Origin of the sequence: Rhizobium sp. F40D2 (assembly GCF_051810745.2) — a bacterium.
Lineage (GTDB): Bacteria > Pseudomonadota > Alphaproteobacteria > Rhizobiales > Rhizobiaceae > Rhizobium.
In genome coordinates this window covers 4,145,216-4,162,672 of the sequence record NZ_CM131436.1, presented here as the reverse complement: position 1 = coordinate 4,162,672, position 17,457 = coordinate 4,145,216, and the positions used below count along the sequence as shown (strand labels likewise).

Here is a 17,457-nt window from a genome sequence, read left to right as displayed (position 1 = left end):
ATGGCTGACTTTAACCCTCCTTGGTCCGTCAACGGCGAGCGCCGGGAGCCGACGAACGACGAGCAGGATCTAGGGTTCGGATGTGGCCCGGCCGATCTCGCGCTTTTCAATTGGCAGTTCTGGGCGCTTCAGTCCGAAATCAACAAGGTGATCATCGAGAGTGGCATCACGCCTTCGAATGGCGACATGACGCAGCTTTGGAAGGCGATCAAAGCCCTCATCGATGCCGCCACTGGTGGCGGGGCAACTTCTGACTATCTGCTCATGAGCCAAGCCCGCTTGCGCCTTCCGATTTACCCTGACGTTCAGACGGCCAGCGGGAAGATCGGTATTCTCTCACCCGGCACAGGTCTTGTGCGGATTCCGGCGGGCGTGGTGTTCCAGCATCGCGGCATCTATCCGGTAACGACGGTTCTCGCCGACCTTCCAACCGACGCGAGCAAGACCTATCATCTGCGGTGGAGTTCTACCGGTGGCTTCGAGCTTAAGGATCTCCTGTCTGGAGTATACAATCCTTCTGCGCTTGCGGAGACCGATGCGACATTCGATAGCAAGTACGACGACATGCTGGTTGCCAGGGTGATCACCAACTCCAGCAATATCCCGGCTATCACCGACCTAGTCAATAAGGTTCAGCTTCAGGACATCAGAGTGCTGACTGGAACGCGGATCAACTCCCCCAGTATTGATGGAACACGTTACACGTTCCAGTCGACGCTGAATTGGGCCAGAACACCGAAATTCCTTCATAGCATCTCACGCGTGTCAGACCCCAATTCGATTGCCGGGATCCGCGACCAGGCCCCAGAGACGTTGACTGTGAACCGGTATGAGTTGGCAACCTCTCAATTTCTGATGGATTACTCGACCGTCTACAATATCAACGCGCTATTCCTGGCGAACTGAGGTAATTCATATGGCTGACATTCGCATCAAGGATCTGCCGTCGACTAATCTTCCGAATCTACTCCACGAGTTTCCGGCGGAAAAAGACGACCTGACCGTCAAGCTGAAGCTTCAGCAGATACTCGATCTCGTTACCGCAAACCTGTTGAATGCTGATCCAACGTTCGCCCAGACCGTACTGACCGCGCTGGCCAAGAGACTTCGCTTCGATGCGGCACAGACGCTGACCCTGTCTGAGCAAAACCAAGCCATGGCAAATATCGGCGCGATTAACGCGATCCCCGACCATGTTCGCGATTTGATCATGTCGAACAACGCGTCGGATGCAAACAACCGCATCGACATCACGACAGGACAGGCGAAGGGCAACAGCAAGAGCGTCGTAAACTCGGCAACGATGACGAAGCGCCTGGATGCGGCTTGGGCTGCCGGCACCGGCAATGGTGGCCTCGATACCGGCGCCAAGGCCAACAGCACAACGTACCATGGCCACGCCATCGTCAATAACACGACGGGGGCCTTTGACGCGCTGTTTTCTACCTCGGTAAGCGCTCCGACGGTTTCCAGTGGGTGGACACGAGTGCAGCGCCTCGGAAGCATAATCACTGATGGCAGCGGGAATATTCGACCATTCATCCAAGACAGGAACGATTTCTATTGGAATACAGTGGCTGGGTCACTCCCCAGCGATCTCTCCACTACAGCGGCACGGGCAAAGGCTCTGCTTACCTGCAATCTCCCAACTGGAATTCGGGTCCTCGGGTATTTTCAGTCTTTGATTGAAGCAGCGGCTGGCGACACAGAAACAATCCTTACCGTCGCGGATGGTGCTAACACCAACATTGAAAAGTCGGTGCGCATATATGTCTCGACCGGCACCAAAAGAGCAGGTCAGTCGTTTGATCAGTATACAAACACGTCGGCGCAGATTTATGCGGCCCTTTCTTTGAGCTCATCGACGCTGTCCCCATCCACGATCAAAACACTCGGCTGGCGAGACTATCAGATCCCGCGGATCTAAAGGAAAACAGATGGCAAATCCTATTGTTGTATTCGGGGATAGCAACGGCGTTGGTTTCGGTGTCTCGGCGGGCCAAGACTGGCCCTCTCTGGTCGCCGCGGCATTTGGCACAACGAAGAGCATCATTGCCTCAAGCGGCCACATGGCTGCGGATCAATCATGGCTCACTTATGGGGTCACGCCGGCGGCGTCAAAAGACTACCTGGTGTCGATCGGAACGAACGACGCACAAATCTATGGTGCCGATGCTGTCAAGATGGCGGCGTATGTTAATTTCCTGCGCGATATCGTGTTGTGGTGCGCTGCTCCTTCCAAGGTGATTGCTAGAGGCGGGGGTGTTGCGTATTCCGGCTCTTGGACCGACACGTCCGTCAACACCATCGGCAAAAACACGGTGGCCAGCGGAGCGACAGCCACTGTGACGGTCAGCGGGACAGCAGTCTATATTAGCTACATCTTGCAAAACCACGCCCCGAGCGAAGGGGTGTTCGAAGTCCGCATCGACGGCGTTCTCTATGAGACGATCACCACGAACGGGACGGTCGTTGGCAACACGCAGATCGGTAGATCTTACGCTCCTGCTGCCATTCGCATAGGTGGTCTGTCCGCCGGGGCTCATATCGTCGAGATCAAGAGCATCAGTGCCAAGACCTTTTTCCTCGAATGGGTAGCTGGGTCTGATCAGCCATCCAAGCCGAGGGTGTTCGTAGCGAATATCGCAGAGCGCTCGGCAACTGGCTACGGAACGAGCACGAACAATGATGCGAACGTCTCCGCTTATGGGGCGGCAGCTTTTGCCATGATTGATGATCTCATTGCCGATGGTCTTGCAGTCTCAAAGATCGATATCAACTCTGTGTTTGATCCTGCCATCCATCTGCAGGCCGATGGCATCCACTATAACCCGACCGGTCATATCGCGGTAAAGGATGCCATCATGGCGAAGATATCGCCCACCTCTATCGTTTCTTATCCATATCGCGGCGGCATTGTGGAACTAGAGATCTTGGCCGGGATCGCTCAAAAGGTGACGTTTCGATAGCCTACGAGAACGAGGATCTTCAATGGCTGTGCAGCTAACAGTCCTCATCCATTTGTCCAGCGGATGGGCAACCCTGTGAAGCGCGAAAGCAATACCAATTGCAATGATCACTGCGAGCGAAATAGGCGGGCGTCCTACGATGGCAGGGAGATAAGCGATCACCGCCATGTGGCAGAGGTAAATCATATAGGAGACGTCACCGAGGATTCTGTCGGCTCTTGACCCATCGAGAGATACGTGGGCGAAGATCAGGGGCGTTGCGACGAGAACGCCAACGTATAGCATCCACGGACTGGGCAACGCCTCGAAAGCCACCACAAGGCCTATCGCTGTGAACATTGCAAGCTTTCCCACCAACTTCGGGAGGGCGGTTGCGGACGGAACAAGGCGAAAGCTAATCGCCCCGATTAGAAAGAAGGCCAATTCGCTTGGCATAAAACGGTAGCCCCATGGCTCGACGGTGCCAAAGGCGGAGTACGTCCACAGGCGGATGGCGATCGACGCGCACAGCAAAGCCAACATTCGCGGCATTGATCTAAGCGCGTACGGTGCCAACAGGTAAAAACAGAGCTCGACCGGAAGAGACCATGCCGGTGGGATCAGTGAATACCAGAAAACCGGATGGGTCATCGATGAGAGGGACGGCGAAAATTGAAGGCCCCCAAGGGGCGCGTCGACAAAAAGAGCAATGTCGCTTCCGAACAGAAATGCGTTGGAGAATAGCGACAGAGCCTTTGCCGACAGGGGAAGGTCGGCTCTGTATATCCTGATGAGGATGTTATCGTGCGCCAAGGCAGACATCACTAGGGCAAAGGCAGAAGCGACCCAGAACCCGGAAAATATCCTGGAAAATCGGTTCCGATAGAATGTCGCCTTGTCATCGTTCCCCGCCAAGACAAGAGCCATGTAGAACCCCGAGAGCATAAAGAAGCACTGAACGGAAGCTTCGCCGCCAGCCATCCGACCTATGATTTGCAGCCCTCCGGCATGCGACAGGACGACCGACAGCGCCAAAAGAAAACGTATATACCCCATGGGTTGTATCCATTAGCAAAACGGGAAATTCTAATCAATCTCGATCGAGGGAGCACTATGATCCGCCTGGTCATGTCACGGTGAAGGGCGCCATGATCGCGAAGATATATCCGATCTCCACCAGGACAAATCCCGTGGCGGAACAGTTTCGTTTGAAATCTGGTCAGGCGAAGTCATCAAACTGACCCTACAGTAATTACCCCTGACTGCTGTCCCACTCGTTGTCTGTTCCGGGTCCTGCGTGGGGAAGGATCGGGTTGCACTTGTGCCAGAGTGTCGCCTCTGGGTCCGGGTGTGGCGCGCTTCTCAGTGATGAAAGAAGGTCTTCTGGATCATCGGCTCCTCAAAGCTTGCCCGGGTTGAATCAATTTCTGCTGAGGGGGAAACGAGCTACCCAGAAGTTTCCTTATCGCAAGGTCTAGCTTTTTGGCTACCGATCCGGATAGCGCAATCGACCAATGGTCGACGGTCTTTGAGATAACAATCGCGATCAACGTTGTAATGCATGTGGTGGCGAAGAACGCCACGAGCGCCGTCACCCCGTAGGGAATGCCAAGGCCAGTCATTGATAAAACGATCCAACTCCCCACGGTGAGCAGGATCGGGAAGTGGATCAAATATAACGCAAACGATATGCGGCCGAGAAACTGGGGGAATCTATCTGACAGGAGGCCCTGCACTCGTCTCTGGTGCATGAGTCCGGCGATCAGAATGACGGCCCCGATGCCACGGTAAAATGAGGATGAACCGTGTGGCAGTGTGGTGAAAGGGATAGCGGGCATGGGTGGAATGGGCCAATCGGCAATCAGACCGTTCGGCAGAGTGCCGATTAAAAGCCCTGAAAATATCAGTACGCTTGCCAGCCTGCCGGAGAGTTCTTGGTTTCTCATCATGCCCAACAGTGCGCCGGCCGAGAAGAGCGAAATATAAGTGCGGGACCAAAGGACCAGCACTAACAGATGCAGGATGCACATGGTGATCCGGCTCGCGGGAGACTTGAGACCCCAAATTGACCCCATCCATGCAACTAAATAAATCAGGACGGAGCCTTGGAACTCTTGCCTCATGGTCCAGAGAGCAACGTTCAACGTCGTGTCATACGAGAAAGTGCCGAGAAGCGCCTGATAAATTGCCTCATGCATTGCGGTCGTGAACGAAGGGATGCCGTTCGCGAAAGTGATGACCGACGCGACCGACTTGGTGACGGGAAGCGCCTCTCTTTGGATCTCGCCGAAGATTCTATAGAGAAACCACACGATGAGACTTGTCGCCACTATAACAGGCATCAACCGAAGATAGCGCTTCAAGATCAGGGCAGGGACTGTGCTGCTCCCCATCTCGGCTGACCTTGACAATACAAGGCCGCTCAGTACGAAAAATATGCATACCGGAAGGCCGGCATAGATGTGGATCATAAAGGGAAGCTTGTGCAACCAGCCGTCGAAGGCAAAATGCGAGATCTTGGGATTGCCTGTTATCATGGCAAAATCAAACGAAACGACTGCATGACAAACGAGCACCGTTGCCGCAGCGATCCCTCGCAATCCATCGAGATAAAGAAGTCTTTGCTGTTCTTGACCCATAAGGTCATGAACCGAAGTTTGTGAAGCTTGTCCAGCTCAATTGGCATTTTCCGAAGATGGAAAATCGAACTGAGGTGCCGGGGTACAAGTGTGCGCGAGGATGGAGCGTGGCCAGAGGCTCGCCTACTAGAACGAGGAAAAATTCACGGTGCAGTAATTACCACTGACTGCTGTCCCATTCTTCATCCGTTTCCGGGTCTTGCTGGTATTCCCAGGCCCCATCCTGCCGGCGTCTGCGCCACATCGTTCCGTGTGGAGATGACCACGTCCCGTCGATTAGGCGGACGTGCGGCTGCCACGGCCATGTGATCTCAGACCAAAAATAGTCCTCCGGCCTCGTCTTCTCTGGGAAGAAGGCGCGGAACAGCCGTCTCGGCGCGGAGTCGATCAGGTAAACGGACCAGTTCAGAAACTCTAGCATTCCGGCAACCTACATCATCCGTTGCCTCTGCGGAAGCGGCCGCCCATCCACAACATGGAGATATCCATAAACTCGATGCCCGCAAGCAAGGATACAAAGGATCGGCTCAGCATGTTAAGCGTCTGGCTAGCCCTTAGGTTCGCTAAAAAAGTTCTGGATGCGCCCAACCGGCCACAGCTTCGCGACGTTATTTCGGCTAGGGAAAACGGAGCAAGCGGAGCTGAATGAGCGCTTCGTGTAGATCATGGGGCGCAATGGATACCTTAGCAAGCAATAAGGCATTGTCAGATCTCTCCGGTCGACCATCGGCGGCCAGAGATGATGTGCTGGACTGCGCCAAAGGGCTTGGAATCCTACTTGTCGTCCTCGGGCATACGTTTCAAAATCGCGTCCCTAACTTCGACGACTTCATCGGGTTCACCGCAATCTACTCATTCCATATGCCGTTTTTCGCTTTCTTGGCGGGCGCGGCGGCAACCCATTGGATTGGTAAGATTAGCAATGATGAAGGATTGCGGGAGGTTGCTCCCAAATTCGCGTCGAGGATACGTCGAGCGTTCCTCCAGTTGATGGTTCCATTCTTCGCGTGGACGATCGTCTCGTATCTCTACGAGCGGCCTCCCACACCAATCGGCCCATACCTATGGATGGTCGCCCAGCATCCGGACTTTGCATTGTGGTTTTTGCCCTGCATATTCTGGTGCACGACCTATATGGCGTTCTACCTACTGCTCCGTTGCGTCGTGCGGTCAATTGCGCAGGACACTCCAGCCGAGCGCTACCTGGCCCCATTCAAGCCCTTTCCAATCCAAATGGTAGCTTTGCTGGCTCTATGGACGTTGACAAAAGATCATTCCCCCAGACTCTTGGGCTTGGCATTTGCCAATTTGTTTTTCAACGGATTGTTTCTGTTTTTTGTGGCTGGGGCTACGCTCTATCGACCGTTTATCTCAGTTCGAAATGTATGGGTTAGATTTGCCCCGTACCTGCTTTTCGCTGCGCTTATCCCTTTCTGGCATCGCACGGCACCTGGGAACCTTCTTCCGGATTCTCCCGGTATCCTGCATCTCAGGGTTATCGCTGAAAACTACACAATGATCGTTGCCTTCTCGGGACTATTGGCTGCGGCGGATCTTGCAAGACTGATTAACTCAGTGGGCGGGAAAGCTATCAGCGCAGCGATAAGATACCTTGGCATCAGATCTCTGGCGATTTATGCCATCCATTTTTATTTCCTAACTTCCTGGTTTTGGCCACCGATGATCGCTCCACTTTTCCTGAGCTTGATTTGCTACGAGACGCTGTCTCGGATCCCGGTTGTTCGTGCCATCTTGTTCGGTAAGTGATCTAACTAACAGAAATGCCAGCCACCACCGACAGCGCCAATAGAAATCGTATGTACCCCATACGAGACCCTTAGCGCGTTTCCCTTGCCATTCAAATAAAATCTGGAGATATCCATGAACCGCGAAGCATTCTACGCGGCGCTGCGGCGCCGTGGGAGTGGCGTATTCGGCACGTCGCTGAAGCCGTCTCAGAAATCAGGCATTGAGGCTGTGCTCAATGAGGCGGAGAAACGAAGCACGCCGATCGCCCACCTCGCATACATGCTCGCCACCGACTATCACGAGACGGCGCGCACCATGCAGCCGATCGCCGAGTACGGCAAAGGCAAGGGCAAACCCTACGGCAAGAAGGGGAAGTATGGGCAGGCGCAATATGGTCGGGGGCTCGTGCAACTCACATGGGACCGCAATTACGAGCGCGCCGACAATGAGCTGGGCCTCAATGGCACGCTGCTGAAGAATTTCGATCTGGCCCTGACGATGAAGGTCGCGGTCGCGATCATGTTCGCAGGGATGGCGGAAGGCTGGTTTACCGGCAAGAAGCTTTCCCAATACCTGTCTGGGTCGAAGAAGGACTACATCGGCGCGCGCCGGATCATCAATGGCACCGACAAGGCAGCGCAGATCGCCGAATATGCTCGCTCATTCGAGGCGGCGCTGCTTGATGCCGGATATGCCGCGACCGCGACGAAGCCAGCTCGGATCACGCCGGTAGCCGCCATGGCCATTCCGTCGGCCAAGACAGACACGACCACAGTGGAGATCGTCCAGCGCAAGCTCTTCGAGAAGGGTTATACCGAGGTCGGCAGCCGCCGCGCCGATGGCTCCTTCGATGGCGAGATGGGCAAGATGACCCGCGGCGCCATTACCGTATTCCGGCAGGAGAACGATCTGCCGGCTGGCGACTTCATCGATCAGCAACTGCTCGACGCGCTCGACACAGCGCCCGCGCGGAAGCTGGCCCGAAACGATGCGCCCGCCCAGCTTGTCCGCCAGGCAGTCCCCGAAGTCCGCTCCAACTGGATGATGAAGATCGGCGCGCTCATTACGGCTGGCATCTCGAGCGCGGGCGCATTCTTCGACGGCATTGTCGCGAACCTCGGGATCGCCCGCGGCTATGTCGACAACGTCAAGGACTATGCGGCCGACATTCCCGGTTACGTCTGGATGGGCGCCGTGGTCGCAGTTGCCGGTGGCGTCTACCTCGTCGCCCGCCATGGTGAGAAGACGGGCGTTGAGGCCTATCAAGACGGGAGCCGCCGATGAGTATCGGAGACGCCATCAAAATAGGCCTGGGAGCGATTGTCGGCGCTCTGCTGACCTTCGCCATCTACGGCACGCTGAACACGCTGGTGTGGCTGCCAGCCGCCGAGAAACATGGCCGCGAACTCGAGGCTGCCGATCTGACGGCCGCCACCAACAAAGCAATCGGAGAATTGAGCAATGCAGCAGATCAAGCTCGCGTTCGTCGTCGCCTGTGCGCTGAGCGTGGCGGCATGTACCAGTTCGCAACGGGTGAGTGCGTCGAGCCAAAGCCTGAAGCAGACCGCTAGGGCCATCGTTGGCATCTCGCTGATAGGGGCCAAGGGTGCCACGCCCAAGGACCAGGACGCCATCGACGACACAGCAGCCGGCATTTGTGCCGCTGGCGTGTGGACTGCATCGGAATGCAGCGCCCATGGAAAGCGCTGAAACAGCATCGGGCGATATACGATATGGAACACATCAGCGGGGAAATCGGCACCTATCTCGTCTCCCAAGGCCCGATCGGCGTCCTGGCCCTGATCATGACCGGCCTCTACGTCTACGAGCGGAAGGGTCGGACCAAGGACAGGGAAGATTTCGATAATGAGCTGAAGGAAGCTCAGTTGGCCAATATCGAATCCCTGAAGATCATTCTTCCTCTGGTGCAAAAGCTGACGACCACCATGGACACTGTTCTTCCTCTGCTGATGCGGAACCTCGACAGGAGGCAGGGATGAGCTTGTCCTCATGGCTAAGCAGGAAGCCGAAGGTTGATCACCAAATCAAGCAGATCGAGCAAGAGCATCGCGAGCTTAGGGCGGAACTCGCCCAAGCCACCGTCACATTCGAGCGCCGGCGTCATCGCGTGCAAGAGATCGCAGAGCAGGCCATAAAAAGCATGAGACAAGGGCAGGGTAGATGAAGCGGTTCAAGAAGAGCCTGGCGGCGTGGGGCGTTCTTGCAGCCATGATGTCCTTTTGGGTGTTTTACTGGATCCTGCCGCAGGACCAGTTGACGAAAGTTTCCTATAGCCTTGCCCTCGGCGCGATCCTTGCGGTCCTCGCCCGGTACACGAAAGACGCCTTCTTTTCGCTGCGTGAGGGCAGGCAGGGATATCATTTCCTGGTCATTGGCCTCTACCTGACCTTCTTCATTCTATTTTGGCAAAGGGTATGGACGATCGTCCTCGACATGTATGGCCAGCCCGACAGCCTGGTCTACTCGCCGGTCTCCCCGTTCATCTCGTGGATGCTTACGATCGCCTCTGCACTGGTGTCGATGGCACCTGACGTCGATAACGGCAAGGTAGCGAACGCCAGCTTGGTGCGTTTCGGCATTGCGCTGTTTGTCGCCGGCCTGATTTCCGGAATCAGCATCACGACCTTCCTGACCTGACCGTTTTCACCGCCTCCCATTCCAAGCCAATACCGCCCGCCATGTCTCATGCTCGCGCTGCCTGGCGCTGTTGCTGAAAAACGGGGGGACGTCTCGACAGTGATTTTCTCTCCGCAAGTCGGGCAGGATATGATCGAGATGGCGCCGTACAAGGCCTGCGGCCGGTGGCCGCGGCTGCATCGTTCGATCTGCGGTGTCATGTCGTTAAATGCCGGAAATCGCCAGCTCATCACTCCTCCCTCATTCAACTGTTATCCCGTCCAGTGGCGAAAACCTTCATAAGCTTGCTGACAATAAAAAAAGCCCCGCCGAAGCAGGGCAGTTGGGGAAACTCGAGATGAAGTGGAGATGCCTTGTTCATTACTCCACACGGGCCACGCAGAAGGGCTGGAGAAGGAGTGGACCATTGCCCTCCGCGCGGCCCGAACCCCTTTGAAGGGGCAGATCGCGAACAGACGGGCAGATGCTATCCAACGATCCAAACAGTTAACCACCAGCCGAGGATGCGGTTCCCGTCCAGTTCCGCACCAATCGTATCGCCACTTCGGCAGTGGCTAAAGAATAGCTAAACCATGTTTCTTATGTCGTTCGTTGCTTTTGGGAAAAAATCCTCGCGACGGCGAGGATGAGCATGGTGGGGTTTATCGTAGGCATGCGCATCTAGGCGCTGCACAAAAATTATGCACTACATTTCCATTTTTGCAATAAATAATACTTTTGCAAACTCTGGTTTTAAAAGTTTAGAGTCAAACAAAAGTGATTGTACGGTTTCCGACTTAAGAAAAAGACAACTAGATCTGAAAGGAATATGTCCTATTGTTTCATCTGGCCGCTCGGCGATTATTTGCTTGCCCCCAAGCAATGTGTCTCCTGTACGCTGGGCGGCCGACATCAATCGCACCAGTCGTTTCGCTGCTTCGGGCTCCAGGTCCGCGCAAAACCCTCCTTGAGCAGCTTCATGCCGATCTCTTCCCCATTTGTTCGATAGATGTTAACGAGCGGCCGGTGCGAAGGCGTCCGGTCGACCGCTCCGCTCGACACGATCCGCAATCCCTTTTCAGCCAAAAGCTCCTTCAGTCTTCCCTTGGCGATCAGCGCCAGCTTCCGTTCCTTGATACACTTCGCGTGCGATCCGATCTCCGGCGTGTCGATGCCCGAGACGAACGGAATACCCTCCCCAAGCAGCCGCATGTTCTGCCCGTCGCATTTGACGGTGTCACCGTCGACCGCCGTCAGCGATGCGCAGATGATCAGTCCAGCAATCATTCAATGTTCCCCTTCAGGTATCCTGCCTTATCGCGAGACATAGCCGATGACGATCCTGGCGCCGCGGTGACCGCACTTGCATTTAAGTCGCGGGCCGATTGTCGAAATCTTCGTATGTTTGCCGAGCCGCTTCTGCAATGCCCACCGATCGAGCGGCTGCTTCCGCTTGCATTTCGGGTCCCCGCAAAACGCCACCATACCCTCCCACTCGGCCAGGTCTCCAATGGCTCTATCGTCTTTGCGTGCGTCCTCCGGCTTCACATACCCGTGCCGCCGCGCCCATTCTTCCGGGCTGTGGTGATAGGTGAGTTTGCAGCGCTCGTAATATTTGTTTTCGGTGCGCTGGCAGCCCAGGTCCTCCTTTGCGAGTGTCTCGAGGAGCGTCGGCATTGGGACGTTGCCGTGCTTGGCAATCAGGGCGTCACCTTCGAAGAACTTCAGGATCTCGCACTCCTCGCAAATCACTCCAATCCGCTTGCCGGCATATGATTTCAGGCCTGTGCCGGCGTCGGATGGCTTCCAATCATCGACGCTCATAATCCGGCAGCCATCCGCGAACCATGCCTTTGCTCATCACGCCTTCGGCGAGGGCCAGCTGGCGCCGAAGGTGCTTTATATCCCCGAGCAGTGTGCCTATCGCTGCCTGGGCGTCCTGCTGGTGATAGGCGAGGACGGATTCAATCTCGCGCCGGTTCATCGCGCCTGGACCCCACTCGTCATTTTCCACGGCTTCGCCGATCGGCTGCTCGCGCATATCCGTGCTCCATTTTACTGTTTTCAGATTGGCGGCCGCCTCGCCGATGTTCTTATTATGTTCGCGTCATGTCGGGAGTCAATAATCAATCTTGGTCAATTGCTTTTTAAGGCATTGCTGATGAACTGCCGGCATGACAAAGCCGCCTCGGAAACCTTCACAGCCGCTGCTCGGTGACGCCGAAGCGCCGATCCGGAGCCGGCCGCGCCGCCGTCGCGATCCCGCCCAGTCCCAACTCCTCCTTGACCCCATGCCGGCACGCATCGAGCCATGCTTGGCGTTGCTGAAGCCGCGGCCACCGAAAGGTCCGCAATGGACATACGAGGTGAAATGGGATGGCTATCGGCTGGCCGTCCACATCGAGCCGTCCGGCGTTCGTATCTTGACGCGCGGCGGCCATGACTGGACCGAGCGTTTTCCGGCGATCCTGGCGGAGGCGAGGCGACTTCCTGTCTCAACCGCGATCCTGGATGGCGAGGCCGTTGTGCTCGACGTACAGGGCCGATCTGATTTTGGCATGCTTCAGCAGTCGCTCGGCGGGCGGGGCGGCAAGAGGACTTCCAGGGACGCAATCTTCATGGCGTTTGATCTTCTGTATTTCGACGGCCATGACCTTACCGGAAACGAACTGGCCTCCCGGCGCCATCTCCTCGAGGGGCTGATACCGGCCGGCAGCGAAGATGCAATCCGGCTTTCGGAGGAGATCGATGCCGACGGCGAGCAGCTGCTGCGCGTCGCTTGCGAGCATGGGCTCGAAGGAATCATCGCGAAAGACCGCAATAGCCCGTATCGCAGTGGCCGCCTCGGCGATTGGCTCAAGATCAAATGCATCCAGAGCAATGGCTTCGCGATCGTCGGCTATGAGAAGTCGACAGCATCGTTCGGCGGCATCGGTCGGTTGCTGCTCGCTGCGCGAAAAGGAGGCGAGCTCGTTTATGTCGGGGGAGTGGGGACCGGCTTCAACGAGCGCTCCGCGAGCGCGCTCCGAGAGCAGATGGAAAGGCTGATCATAGCCAAGCCGCCCGTCGACATCGGGCGGAAGCGCAACGCGGTCTTTATCGAGCCGAAGCTTGTTGCCGAGATCGAATATCGGGCATGGACGCATGACGGAAAGCTGCGGCATGCGTCATATAAGGGGCTGCGAGACACAGCCGATGGCGCGTCGGTTTATGAATTCGAATGAGTTTCACCTATTTAACAGAACCCCGCAGGTGCGTCATTCCGATCGATACCCTGGGACGCTCAGCGCGTCGTGTATGGATGGCCGTACCACATCCTGTATGATGGTACAGGCAGGATACTCAAATGGGCGAGCGAAGCAGTCTTAGAGCGGTTCTATTAGCCATACTTCTGGTGGGAGTACTCATCGTGGCCATCCATTACGGCCAGAATTACGGCTTGCTGCCCAAGATCTAGTCGGGAGGGGCGGCCGCTCCTATTTCTAGCGTAGCTTTCTTCAGAATTCGAAGGTTTTATCGTCGCGGTAGGCCCTTCGGAACTCTTCTTCCCAGGGATCGAAAAACTTGATTTCTTTGGGAGGCGGCGGCCGCTTCTGCAGTTCGTCGTCCTGGCTTTTGTCTTTAGAATCGTTCATCGCATCACCTCTTCGCGCGTTCTAGCGGCGCAAAGTGGGTGCGTCGATCCTAGGGCGGACACGTTTCGTGGACGGCCGTAACAAATTGCGGCCTATGGCACGCCCCTTTTTTCTGTCGCGCCGCTCAGGAAACCCGAATTACCTCGTTGGACACGAGCAGCAGGAAACTGCCGTCATCGAGACGCTCAGCTATATCGCCGTCTTCGGTGACGTAATCTGGTCGCGGGTCCTTCGAGAAGCGAGGCGTCCGCATCTGCTCAATAACAGTATAATTTCGGCCTTCAGCGTTGGAACAGTGAAAACGCTGGGTTTCAACGTAGTTCGTCATGTTCGATGACTCCGCAGGATGGCGATCACCTAATATTTTGGCAGCCACGGAGGATGAGTCAAGGTCATCTAGCGCGATCTCTCACGGCGGCGCAGATCAGTCGTCGTCTTCCCTGTCGGCGATGTCTTCAGCCAACTCTACGGCGTGCTCGGACAATACCGCAGTCACGTTGTCGAGAAGCTGCGCCAACTCAGGGTCGCTGTCGAAAAGTTGCTCCTGCTTAGCTCTCAACTTCCCGATATAGAAATTGTGGATATGCAGTGAACCAGTCATCTGTGCGAGGCTTGGCATGGCGATGCTCCATTTAATGATTTGGGCTGGCTCGTCAGCATAGCGCCTCTCAGGCATTCCCGTCGACATCTCCATCTTCATCGATCATATGCACCGGCAGATACTCGTTCTTCTGCATCCACTCCCGGACGATTGCGGGTCAGAGCAGCAGGGCAGAGCTTTTCCTCTATCCCGTTGGCGGCGTCCTCGATTAGGCCGCCGTCACCCGAAGATGCGTGAGGCATTTGCTTTTGGTCTGCCTGCTCTACCTCAATCGACAGAGACAGTGGAGGAAGTAGCATTGCGCAAGCCGATCATACTATTTGCTTTTGCCGCGTTCGCCTTTCCCGCAAATGCGAAGGCGCAGTCGCCTGAGCTCGAGGAGACCTGCAAATCCGTGGCAAAGAGCTTCTTCCTGGCCGACCAGCTCGCTATCGGCACCGTGCAATCCTTTCCCGAGTTGAAGCCGCCAGGTGTCCGCTTGTCGTATTCGACGCGGCAGGGAACGGCGCCGGCGGAAATGACCGACATATTCGAATGCGAATTCGACAAGGCGGACAAGCCGCACAACCTGGCCCGCTTCTGCGTGTCGAGCACGTGCTATTCACCAAACGATGACGGTGACCGCAAGCGCCGCTTCGAGGAAATGCGAATCCTTCTTAACCGCGCTGAAAAATAGGGCTGCGCGAGACCTCCGGCAATGATGCAGAGTAGGGCGTTTCCGGAACGTTTAGCAAACGGCTATTCAGAATGAAAAAAGGACGGAATTCAGAATGAAGCCTCTTGCGCTTCCGTTAGGATCATTCTAAATCCGCGCCACCACACGATATTTAGACGTGTCGGTCACAGGTGAGGCCTCGTGGCGGAGTGGTGACGCAGAGGACTGCAAATCCTTGTACCCCGGTTCAATTCCGGGCGAGGCCTCCAACATCTCCCACCATCGCATGCCCTGCCGTCCGTCGGCATAAGATTGTCGCAGACGCCAGCGGGGAATGAGCGTGCACACTTCGGCGCCCTTATCACTTCAGAGTCGTTTCGCCGTCCAGCAGCCCGCAGCAGAAGATGCCGATGAGCGCTGCGACGATGAAAAAATCGAACAGCGTCAGATACTCGAAAATCGCAGACATGGCCTGCTCCTCCTATTTCCTCCGCTGAAAATCATAACATGAAGGGGCGGGGAATTCCACGTTTGCGTGCAAAGCCTCATTGCCTCTGTTGCGCGGAAGAAGCGCCTGCCGGATTCTTTCCGCCGGCGGCTGCCAAGCCTTGAAAGCATCGGTGGCGGGGATTAAGAGACGAGAGACAGGAACCGCTTTCAAGAGCGAGAGGACATGATGGATTTCGAAGCAGCGCGCGTAAAGATGGTCGACACCCAGGTTCGCACGACGGACGTTACCTCGCATTCCGTGCTGACGGCGTTTCTCACGGTCCCGCGTGAGGCATTCGTGCCGGAGAAGGCGAAGCTTCTGGCTTACATCGACAACGATGTCGAGATATCGGCCGCCGAACCCGGAAAGCCGGCGCGCTTCCTGATGGAGGCATCGCCGCTCGCCAAGCTGCTGCAGCTGGCCGCGATCACCAAGGATGATTTTGTCCTCGAAGTCGGTTGCGGCACCGGTTACACATCGGCGCTACTGTCGATCATTGCCGGCTCGGTCATCGCGCTTGAATGCGACGAGGCGCTGGCCGCCGAGGCGAAGACGCAGCTCGCCGGCTACGCCAAGGTCGAGGTGGTCATCGGACCGCTCGAAAAGGGCTATGCTGCCGGCGCTCCCTATGATCTGATTTTCGTCAACGGCGCTGTCGAAGAGGTGCCCGCAGCCCTTCTCGATCAATTGCGCGATGGCGGCCGTCTGATAACGGTCGAAGGTTACGGCAACGCCGCCCGCGCCAAGGTGTTCGTCGCCGAGCGCGGCGCCGTTTCGGAAAACGTCTTCTTCAATGCCTCCGTCAAGCCGCTGCCGGGTTTCGCCAAGGCGCGCGAATTCGTTTTCTGACGCTATTTGTCGATGAACCAGCAACGGGCGCCACTGGCGCCCGTTTTTAAGACAGCGCAGCCGTGTCTTCTCCGACGCCCAAAAGACGCTGTAACAGTTTGAATCCAAGCATCGCCGGAAAGCCTTCACAAACATGATTTATCCTGATGCCGCGAGGTCGCAAACATCGGGTAACAAAACTGTGCATGGCCGCATTCATTTGATTCGCGATGATTTTTTTCACGTCTGAGGTATTCTAAGGTCGTGGTGATTCGGATGACCGCTCCACATCGTCCGGTCGTTGTTTTTGGATAACGGGGATAGAAATGGCTCAGCCAAGTGTAGCGCGTGAACCGTCCATGGAAGAAATTCTGGCCTCCATCCGCCAGATCATCGAAAGCAATGAGCCGGGCGCCGGCAAGGCGATTTCCGCATCCCTACCGCCGGTCTACGGCGCCGATGAGGATGAGAACGGTTCCGAAATCCATCTGACGGTGGATGACACCTATGCCGGCGTGGAGTTCCCCGAACCGGCCATGCGCTCCTCCGATCCGCGTTTCGTCGCCGCCAATTCGGCCGGAACCGCCCCCGAGGCTGAAGTGCCGGCCCGCGCCCTGTCGCTTGCCGATGTCGCCGCCCGTGTGCGCGCCGCTTCCGAGCGCAGCGCCGTGCAGGCCGGTCAGGCCTTGCGTGAAATTCCGAGCGGCTTCCGCCAGCCCGAACCGCAGCCGGCCGTCATGCCGGAGCCGCCGCGCGCGGCTGCACCGCAGCCGCCACACAGCCTGTTTTCCCCCCGGCGACCGTAGCGCCGGTTCCGCAGGCTGCGATCGAGCAGCCGGCCGAGCCGGCATTTGCGGAAGCGCCGCGGGTCCCAGTCGCCGAATCGGCGCCTTCAGTCGCCGAGCCCGCCGCCGCCGAAACGGCGTTGCCGCCTTTGGAACCCGCTCAGTCCTCGACCGAAGCCTTCCTGCCTAGCCTTGTGGACGAAGTTCAGCCGACCCTGCTTTCGGAGAATGCCGGCCTGCAGATCAGCCGCTCGTTCGAGGAGCTCGCCGCCGCCATCGACGGTGCGGAGCGCCGCTCGCTGGACGAGATCGCCGAGGGTATGCTGCGCCCGATGCTGCGCGAGTGGCTGGACGATAATCTGCCGACGCTGGTCGAGCGGCTGGTGCGTGAGGAAATCGAGCGCGTGGCGCGCGGCCCGCGCCGCTGATCGGATTGCTTTTTCCTGAAAAGCCGCTCCGGTCTCCGGGGCGGCTTTTTAATTGACTTGCC

The 17,457-nt window shown here is 56.8% G+C and carries 19 protein-coding genes, 1 tRNA gene and 2 pseudogenes; 13 read left to right on the top strand and 9 right to left on the bottom strand.

Translation table 11 applies throughout. The features are described 5' to 3' along the window. The 3 genes from ACS4RS_RS20135 to ACS4RS_RS20125 are packed head-to-tail and all read left to right on the top strand — an operon-like array spanning position 1 to position 2,969. The gene (locus ACS4RS_RS20135; protein ID WP_439009560.1) at positions 1–906 is read left to right on the top strand and encodes a hypothetical protein; all 906 of its coding nucleotides are present in this window, start codon (positions 1–3) and stop codon (positions 904–906) included. A 10-nt stretch (positions 907–916) separates the two neighbouring features. After that, positions 917–1,927: a hypothetical protein gene (locus ACS4RS_RS20130; protein WP_439009561.1), complete on the top strand. Its 1,011-nt coding sequence runs from the start codon at positions 917–919 to the stop codon at positions 1,925–1,927. A 10-nt stretch (positions 1,928–1,937) separates the two neighbouring features. Then, a complete protein-coding gene (locus ACS4RS_RS20125) occupies positions 1,938–2,969 on the top strand; it encodes a hypothetical protein (protein WP_439009562.1) in 1,032 nt (343 codons plus the stop codon). Here the strand turns inward: ACS4RS_RS20125 and ACS4RS_RS20120 are convergent. Beyond that, positions 2,925–4,004 carry an acyltransferase family protein gene (locus ACS4RS_RS20120; RefSeq protein WP_439009563.1) on the bottom strand — a complete coding sequence of 360 codons (1,080 nt, stop codon included), beginning with the start codon at positions 4,002–4,004 and terminating at the stop codon, positions 2,925–2,927. The two genes, ACS4RS_RS20125 and ACS4RS_RS20120, sit on opposite strands and share 45 nt — an antisense overlap. A gap of 332 nt (positions 4,005–4,336) precedes the next feature. Further along, complete coding sequence (locus ACS4RS_RS20115) at positions 4,337–5,587, bottom strand: acyltransferase family protein (RefSeq protein WP_439009564.1); 1,251 nt, start codon at positions 5,585–5,587, stop codon at positions 4,337–4,339. A gap of 675 nt (positions 5,588–6,262) precedes the next feature. On the opposite strand from ACS4RS_RS20115, the gene ACS4RS_RS20110 reads away from it, so the two are divergent. From ACS4RS_RS20110 to ACS4RS_RS20090, 5 genes are all read left to right on the top strand, one after another. After that, positions 6,263–7,354 carry an acyltransferase family protein gene (locus ACS4RS_RS20110; RefSeq protein WP_439009565.1) on the top strand — a complete coding sequence of 364 codons (1,092 nt, stop codon included), beginning with the start codon at positions 6,263–6,265 and terminating at the stop codon, positions 7,352–7,354. A 114-nt stretch (positions 7,355–7,468) separates the two neighbouring features. Further along, positions 7,469–8,620 carry a hypothetical protein gene (locus ACS4RS_RS20105; protein WP_439009566.1) on the top strand — a complete coding sequence of 384 codons (1,152 nt, stop codon included), beginning with the start codon at positions 7,469–7,471 and terminating at the stop codon, positions 8,618–8,620. Beyond that, positions 8,617–8,907, top strand: a complete 291-nt coding sequence (locus tag ACS4RS_RS20100) for a hypothetical protein (RefSeq protein ID WP_439009567.1) — start codon at positions 8,617–8,619, stop codon at positions 8,905–8,907. Before ACS4RS_RS20105 ends, ACS4RS_RS20100 begins: the two co-directional genes overlap by 4 nt. Positions 8,908–9,069: 162 nt before the next feature. Continuing rightward, complete coding sequence (locus ACS4RS_RS20095) at positions 9,070–9,336, top strand: hypothetical protein (RefSeq protein ID WP_439009568.1); 267 nt, start codon at positions 9,070–9,072, stop codon at positions 9,334–9,336. Positions 9,337–9,517: 181 nt separating this feature from the next. After that, entirely contained in the window at positions 9,518–9,994 is a 477-nt protein-coding gene (locus ACS4RS_RS20090; protein WP_439009569.1) for a hypothetical protein, read from the top strand. An 891-nt stretch (positions 9,995–10,885) separates the two neighbouring features. Here ACS4RS_RS20090 and ACS4RS_RS20085 read toward each other — a convergent pair. Genes ACS4RS_RS20085 through ACS4RS_RS20075 form a run of 3 tightly spaced genes read right to left on the bottom strand, consistent with a single transcriptional unit; the run spans position 10,886 to position 12,014 of the window. Continuing rightward, on the bottom strand, positions 10,886–11,260 hold the full coding sequence (locus ACS4RS_RS20085; RefSeq protein WP_003586730.1) for a thermonuclease family protein: 375 nt from the start codon (positions 11,258–11,260) through the stop codon (positions 10,886–10,888). A gap of 27 nt (positions 11,261–11,287) precedes the next feature. Then, positions 11,288–11,797 carry a hypothetical protein gene (locus ACS4RS_RS20080; RefSeq protein WP_439009570.1) on the bottom strand — a complete coding sequence of 170 codons (510 nt, stop codon included), beginning with the start codon at positions 11,795–11,797 and terminating at the stop codon, positions 11,288–11,290. Further along, positions 11,784–12,014: a hypothetical protein gene (locus tag ACS4RS_RS20075; protein WP_439009571.1), complete on the bottom strand. Its 231-nt coding sequence runs from the start codon at positions 12,012–12,014 to the stop codon at positions 11,784–11,786. The genes ACS4RS_RS20080 and ACS4RS_RS20075 overlap by 14 nt, the downstream gene beginning before the upstream one ends. 133 nt (positions 12,015–12,147) lie before the next feature. Here ACS4RS_RS20075 and ligD point away from each other — a divergent pair, with 133 nt between their 5' ends. Next, positions 12,148–13,197: a non-homologous end-joining DNA ligase gene (gene ligD, locus ACS4RS_RS20070; RefSeq protein WP_439009572.1), complete on the top strand. Its 1,050-nt coding sequence runs from the start codon at positions 12,148–12,150 to the stop codon at positions 13,195–13,197. A gap of 273 nt (positions 13,198–13,470) precedes the next feature. On the opposite strand, the gene ACS4RS_RS20065 is transcribed toward ligD, so the two are convergent. The 4 genes and pseudogenes from ACS4RS_RS20065 to ACS4RS_RS20050 all read right to left on the bottom strand — a co-directional run. After that, complete coding sequence (locus ACS4RS_RS20065) at positions 13,471–13,608, bottom strand: hypothetical protein (RefSeq protein WP_439009573.1); 138 nt, start codon at positions 13,606–13,608, stop codon at positions 13,471–13,473. Positions 13,609–13,732: 124 nt separating this feature from the next. After that, complete coding sequence (locus tag ACS4RS_RS20060; RefSeq protein WP_439009574.1) at positions 13,733–13,936, bottom strand: hypothetical protein; 204 nt, start codon at positions 13,934–13,936, stop codon at positions 13,733–13,735. A 96-nt stretch (positions 13,937–14,032) separates the two neighbouring features. Then, positions 14,033–14,296 carry a hypothetical protein gene (locus ACS4RS_RS20055; protein WP_449313801.1) on the bottom strand — a complete coding sequence of 88 codons (264 nt, stop codon included), beginning with the start codon at positions 14,294–14,296 and terminating at the stop codon, positions 14,033–14,035. After that, a pseudogene (locus ACS4RS_RS20050) lies at positions 14,277–14,360 on the bottom strand (CopG family transcriptional regulator); the annotation flags it as partial. The pseudogene ACS4RS_RS20050 and the gene ACS4RS_RS20055, both read right to left, overlap by 20 nt. Before the next feature lie 147 nt (positions 14,361–14,507). Between ACS4RS_RS20050 and ACS4RS_RS20045 the strand changes: the two are divergent. The 4 genes and pseudogenes from ACS4RS_RS20045 (at position 14,508) to ACS4RS_RS20030 (ending at position 17,395) form a co-directional block, all read left to right on the top strand. Then, positions 14,508–14,885 carry a hypothetical protein gene (locus ACS4RS_RS20045; protein WP_439009576.1) on the top strand — a complete coding sequence of 126 codons (378 nt, stop codon included), beginning with the start codon at positions 14,508–14,510 and terminating at the stop codon, positions 14,883–14,885. Positions 14,886–15,059: 174 nt separating this feature from the next. Further along, a tRNA-Cys gene (locus tag ACS4RS_RS20040) sits at positions 15,060–15,133 on the top strand. A gap of 404 nt (positions 15,134–15,537) precedes the next feature. Next, positions 15,538–16,203 (top strand): methyltransferase domain-containing protein, encoded by a 666-nt coding sequence (locus ACS4RS_RS20035; RefSeq protein WP_439009577.1) that lies wholly within the window; start codon positions 15,538–15,540, stop codon positions 16,201–16,203. Between the two features lie 305 nt (positions 16,204–16,508). Then, positions 16,509–17,395: pseudogene (locus ACS4RS_RS20030) on the top strand (DUF2497 domain-containing protein). Positions 17,396–17,457: the final 62 nt, after the last annotated feature.

Bases quoted from the DNA above. Each gene is read 5' to 3' on its own strand.
- ACS4RS_RS20135 (WP_439009560.1), top strand. From the start codon at position 1: ATGGCTGACTTTAACCCTCCTTGGTCCGTCAACGGCGAGCGCCGGGAG.
- ACS4RS_RS20130 (WP_439009561.1), top strand. From the start codon at position 917: ATGGCTGACATTCGCATCAAGGATCTGCCGTCGACTAATCTTCCGAAT.
- ACS4RS_RS20125 (WP_439009562.1), top strand. From the start codon at position 1,938: ATGGCAAATCCTATTGTTGTATTCGGGGATAGCAACGGCGTTGGTTTC.
- ACS4RS_RS20120 (WP_439009563.1), bottom strand. From the start codon at position 4,004: ATGGGGTATATACGTTTTCTTTTGGCGCTGTCGGTCGTCCTGTCGCAT.
- ACS4RS_RS20115 (WP_439009564.1), bottom strand. From the start codon at position 5,587: ATGGGTCAAGAACAGCAAAGACTTCTTTATCTCGATGGATTGCGAGGG.
- ACS4RS_RS20110 (WP_439009565.1), top strand. From the start codon at position 6,263: ATGGATACCTTAGCAAGCAATAAGGCATTGTCAGATCTCTCCGGTCGA.
- ACS4RS_RS20105 (WP_439009566.1), top strand. From the start codon at position 7,469: ATGAACCGCGAAGCATTCTACGCGGCGCTGCGGCGCCGTGGGAGTGGC.
- ACS4RS_RS20100 (WP_439009567.1), top strand. From the start codon at position 8,617: ATGAGTATCGGAGACGCCATCAAAATAGGCCTGGGAGCGATTGTCGGC.
- ACS4RS_RS20095 (WP_439009568.1), top strand. From the start codon at position 9,070: ATGGAACACATCAGCGGGGAAATCGGCACCTATCTCGTCTCCCAAGGC.
- ACS4RS_RS20090 (WP_439009569.1), top strand. From the start codon at position 9,518: ATGAAGCGGTTCAAGAAGAGCCTGGCGGCGTGGGGCGTTCTTGCAGCC.
- ACS4RS_RS20085 (WP_003586730.1), bottom strand. From the start codon at position 11,260: ATGATTGCTGGACTGATCATCTGCGCATCGCTGACGGCGGTCGACGGT.
- ACS4RS_RS20080 (WP_439009570.1), bottom strand. From the start codon at position 11,797: ATGAGCGTCGATGATTGGAAGCCATCCGACGCCGGCACAGGCCTGAAA.
- ACS4RS_RS20075 (WP_439009571.1), bottom strand. From the start codon at position 12,014: ATGCGCGAGCAGCCGATCGGCGAAGCCGTGGAAAATGACGAGTGGGGT.
- ligD (WP_439009572.1), top strand. From the start codon at position 12,148: ATGACAAAGCCGCCTCGGAAACCTTCACAGCCGCTGCTCGGTGACGCC.
- ACS4RS_RS20065 (WP_439009573.1), bottom strand. From the start codon at position 13,608: ATGAACGATTCTAAAGACAAAAGCCAGGACGACGAACTGCAGAAGCGG.
- ACS4RS_RS20060 (WP_439009574.1), bottom strand. From the start codon at position 13,936: ATGACGAACTACGTTGAAACCCAGCGTTTTCACTGTTCCAACGCTGAA.
- ACS4RS_RS20055 (WP_449313801.1), bottom strand. From the start codon at position 14,296: ATGTCGACGGGAATGCCTGAGAGGCGCTATGCTGACGAGCCAGCCCAA.
- ACS4RS_RS20035 (WP_439009577.1), top strand. From the start codon at position 15,538: ATGATGGATTTCGAAGCAGCGCGCGTAAAGATGGTCGACACCCAGGTT.